This window comes from Amycolatopsis sp. 3B14 (genome assembly GCF_050958625.1).
Taxonomy (GTDB): Bacteria; Actinomycetota; Actinomycetes; order Mycobacteriales; family Pseudonocardiaceae; genus Amycolatopsis_E; species Amycolatopsis_E thermoflava.
In genome coordinates this window covers 1-3,897 of the sequence record NZ_JBHZEN010000113.1, presented here as the reverse complement: position 1 = coordinate 3,897, position 3,897 = coordinate 1, and the positions used below count along the sequence as shown (strand labels likewise).

Sequence of the window (3,897 nt, the reverse complement as noted above, 5' to 3'; positions counted from 1 at the left end):
GTTGGCATGTCAACTCACGCGAGCACGGAGGTTGCGGCCCTGGCTCAAGGTGATCGTTCCGGTGTCAGGCGACGGGATGACCACCCAGCTCAGTTGGGGGTGTTGCACCTTGCTGCCCGTCTTTGCAGGTAGCGCTGCTCGGGGAGGCTCGTCGTCCGTTTGGCGGCCAGTTGGTATTCCTTGCGGGCCTCCGCTGTCTCGCCTGCCCGCTCCAGCAGGTGGGCGCGGACGGCGTGCAGGCGGTGGTGCTTGGCCAGGCGCGGATCCTCAGCGAGCGAGTCCAGCAGCTCCAAGCCGGCTCGGGGGCCCGACGTCATCGCCACGGCCACTGCCTTGTTCAGGGTCACCATGGGGTTCGGGGCGACTCGCTCCAGCAAGCCGTACAGCGCCAGCACCTGGGGCCAGTCCGTGTCCTCGTCGCTCGCGGCTTCGTCGTGCACAGCGGCGATCGCGGCCTGCAGTTGGTAGGCGCCGAGCCGGGTGGTCTTCGCCAAGGCCTCGCTGACCAGGGCCACCCCCTCTTCGATCATGGTGCGGTCCCAGCGGCTGCGGTCCTGTTCGGACAACGGGACCAGCTCACCGTCGACGCTCCTCGCGAGCCGCCGGGCGTGGGTCAGCAGCATCAGCGCCAGCAGGCCCGCGACCTCCCAGTCCGACGGCAGCAGCCGTCGCAACAGGCGGGTCAGCCGGATCGCCTCGGCGGCCAGGTCGTCGCGCTGCAGGTCGGGGCCCGCGGTCGCCGTGTAGCCCTCGTTGAACATCAGGTACAGCACGTGCAGGACCGCGTTCAGCCGCTCGTCCCGCTCCTCCTCGGGCGGCAGGGTGAACCGGGCGCCCTTGACCTTCTGCTTGGCCCGGCTGATCCGCTGGGCCATCGTCGCCTCGGGGACGAAGAACGCCTTCGCGATCTCGGCCGTCGTGAGGCCGCCGACGGCGCGCAGGGTCAGCGCGGTTTGCGACGGCACCGACAGCGACGGGTGGCAGCACAGGAACAGCAGGGTGAGCGTGTCGTCCGCGTCGCCGGGGCCGCGTTCGTCCGCGCCCGGCGCCACCAGCTGCGCCGCCGGGGTGGCGAGCAGGTCCTCGTCCTCCCGGCGGCGCCGTGCGCTGTCGCTGCGCATCCAGTCGGTCAGGCGCCGCGTCGCGACCGTCAGCAGCCACCCGCGCGGGTTGTCCGGCACGCCGGTCTCGTCCCACTGGGTGGCGGCCGCGAGCAGCGCCTCCTGCACCGCGTCCTCACACGTGTCGAGCCCGCCGTAGCGGCGCATGAGGATCGCCAGCACCTGCGGCGCCAGCTCGCGCAGCAGGTCGTCGGTCATCCCTCGCCGCCGTGCAGCACCGGCCACACCTCGACCTGCCGGAACGCGGCGAACGGGTTGTCCGCCGCGATCTCCAGCGCCCGCTCCTCGCTGTCCACCTCGAGCATCGCCACGCTGGCCAGGTACTCCTTGGTCTCCAGGTACGGCCCGTCCGTGACCGTCTTCTGCCCGTCGCGGACCCGGACGACCTTCGGGTCCGCGATGCCGTACGCGCCGAGCAGCTCGCCGGTCGCGAAGTACTTCTCGTTGAACGCGTCCTGCGCGGCGACGGCCGCCTGCCACTCGTCCGGCGTCACCGAGTCCCACAGCTCCTGGTTGCCGTACAGAATCACCATGTACTTCATGGGGGTCATCCTTCCTGGTCGAGCCTCTGTCGGAAGCAGGTCCGGAGCGGACCACGTTTTCTCGACATGGCGCGCGGAGAATTTTTCCGGCCTAGAGTCAGCGGTGTGGACCTGCCCGTGATGCCGCCGGTCAAGCCGATGCTGGCGAAGGCCGTGCACGAGATGCCCCGCGAACCCGGGCTGCACTACGAGCCGAAGTGGGACGGGTTCCGCTGCGTCGTGTTCCGCGACGGTGACGAGGTCGAGCTGGGCTCCCGCAACGACCGTCCCCTGACCAGGTACTTCCCCGAGCTGGTGGACCTGTTGAAGGCCGCGCTGCCGGAGCGGTGCGTGGTCGACGGGGAGATCGTGATCGTCACCAGCGGCGGTCTCGACTTCGACAGCCTCCAGCTCCGGCTGCACCCGGCCGCGTCGCGCGTGCGGAAGCTGGCCGTGGAGACGCCGGCCAGCTTCGTCGCGTTCGACGTGCTCGCCCTCGACCACGCCGACCTGACCGGTGAACCGTTCCAGCGGCGCAGGCACGTCCTCGAAGGGGTGCTCGACGACTCACTCGCGCGGGTGCACCTGACGCCGATGACGCAGGACCCGGACGTCGCGCAGGACTGGTTCACCCGGTTCGAGGGCGCCGGGTTCGACGGTGTCATGGCGAAGCCGGGGGACCTGCCGTACGAGCAGGACAAGCGGGTGATGTGGAAGGTCAAGCACGAGCGCACCGCCGATTGTGTGGTGGCGGGGTTCCGCTGGCACAAGGACGGCAACGGGATCGGTTCGCTGCTGCTCGGCCTGTACGACGGGGACGGGCGGCTGCAGCACATGGGGGTGGCGAGCAGTTTCACCGCGGCGCGGCGCCGGGAGCTGGTCGACGAGCTGGCGCCGCTGCGGGAGGGCGCGATGGAGCAGCACCCGTGGCGAGAGTGGGCGTCGTTCGAGCCGGATGGCAGGCGGGTGCCGGGCGCGCAGAGCCGGTGGAACGCGGGCAAGGACCTGTCGTGGGAGCCGCTGCGGATCGAACTGGTCGCCGAGGTCCGCTACGACCACCTGCAGGCGGGCCGCTTCCGCCACGCGACGCGCCTCGTGCGGTTCCGGCCCGACCGGACCCCGGACTCGTGTCGGTACGACCAGCTGGAAGAGGTGCCGCCGGCGGAGCTGACCGCCCTGTTCAGCGAGGTGAGAGCATGAGCGCTGTACCCATCGAAGGCACCGAGGTCACCATCTCGTCGCCGGACAAGGTGTACTTCACCGAGCGCGGCGAGACGAAGCTCGACCTGGTCCGGTACTACCAGGCGGTCGAGGGCCCGTTGATGAACACGCTGCGGGACCGGCCGTTGCTGCTGGAGCGCTATCCCGACGGCGCGAGCGGCAAGTCGTGGTTCCAGAAGCGCGTCCCCAAGTCGACGCCGTCGTGGGTGCGCACCACGGTGGTGTCCACGCCGAACGGAACGACCTCGGACGCGCTGGTGGCGGCCGACCTGGGGCACATCCTGTGGGCGGTGAACCTGGGCTGCATCGGTTTCCACGTGTGGCCGTACCGGGCGTCGGCGCCCGAGTTCGCCGACGAGCTGCGTATCGACCTGGACCCGTCGCCCGGGGTGACGTTCGAGCAGGTCCGCGAGGCGGCGGTGCTGACGAAGGACCTGCTGGACTCCCTGGGCATCACGGCGTACATCAAGACAACCGGCTCCCGGGGCCTGCACGTCTACGTCGCGCTGGAACCACGATGGGACTCCTACGCGGTGCGCGCCGCCGCGGTTGCCCTGGCGCGGGAGCTGGAGCGCAGGCACCCGGACCTGATCACCGCGCAGTGGTGGAAGGAAGAGCGGGGCGCAAGGGTCTTCGTGGACTTCAACCAAAACGCCCCGCACAAAACGGTTTTCGGCGCATGGTGCGTCCGCCCACGGCCCGGCGGGCAGGTCTCGACGCCCATCTCGTGGGACGATCTGTCCACAGTGGAACCAGGTGAGCTGACCCTGTCGACGGTGCCGGACCTGGTATCCCGCCGAGGTGACCCGTGGGCGCAGATGCGGGAGCGGCCGCAGTCGATCGAGCCGCTGCTGGAAATGTCGGCGCGGGACATGGCAGCAGGATTGATGGATGCGCCGTGGCCGCCGGTGTACCCGAAGCAGCCGAACGAGCCACCGAGAGTGGCACCAAGCAGGGCAAAGAAGAGCTGAGGCACGCCTCCCGCCCCAAACGCAAGCCGGCAACGAAAAGCAAGCGACTATCCCAACCAGACC

Annotated in this window: 4 protein-coding genes; 2 read left to right on the top strand and 2 right to left on the bottom strand. The window is 69.9% G+C overall.

The features are described from left to right. Positions 1 to 89 precede the first annotated feature (89 nt). Complete coding sequence (locus tag ACCP09_RS39335; RefSeq protein ID WP_433754156.1) at positions 90 to 1,319, bottom strand: RNA polymerase sigma factor; 1,230 nt, start codon at positions 1,317 to 1,319, stop codon at positions 90 to 92. Then, entirely contained in the window at positions 1,316 to 1,663 is a 348-nt protein-coding gene (locus ACCP09_RS39330) for a YciI family protein (RefSeq protein WP_027932676.1), read from the bottom strand. Before ACCP09_RS39330 ends, ACCP09_RS39335 begins: the two co-directional genes overlap by 4 nt. Positions 1,664 to 1,768: 105 nt before the next feature. Here ACCP09_RS39330 and ACCP09_RS39325 point away from each other — a divergent pair, with 105 nt between their 5' ends. Continuing rightward, complete coding sequence (locus ACCP09_RS39325) at positions 1,769 to 2,842, top strand: ATP-dependent DNA ligase (protein ID WP_378337349.1); 1,074 nt, start codon at positions 1,769 to 1,771, stop codon at positions 2,840 to 2,842. Beyond that, on the top strand, positions 2,839 to 3,834 hold the full coding sequence (gene ligD / locus ACCP09_RS39320) for a non-homologous end-joining DNA ligase (RefSeq protein WP_433754153.1): 996 nt from the start codon (positions 2,839 to 2,841) through the stop codon (positions 3,832 to 3,834). Before ACCP09_RS39325 ends, ligD begins: the two co-directional genes overlap by 4 nt. The last annotated feature ends 63 nt before the right edge of the window (positions 3,835 to 3,897 follow it).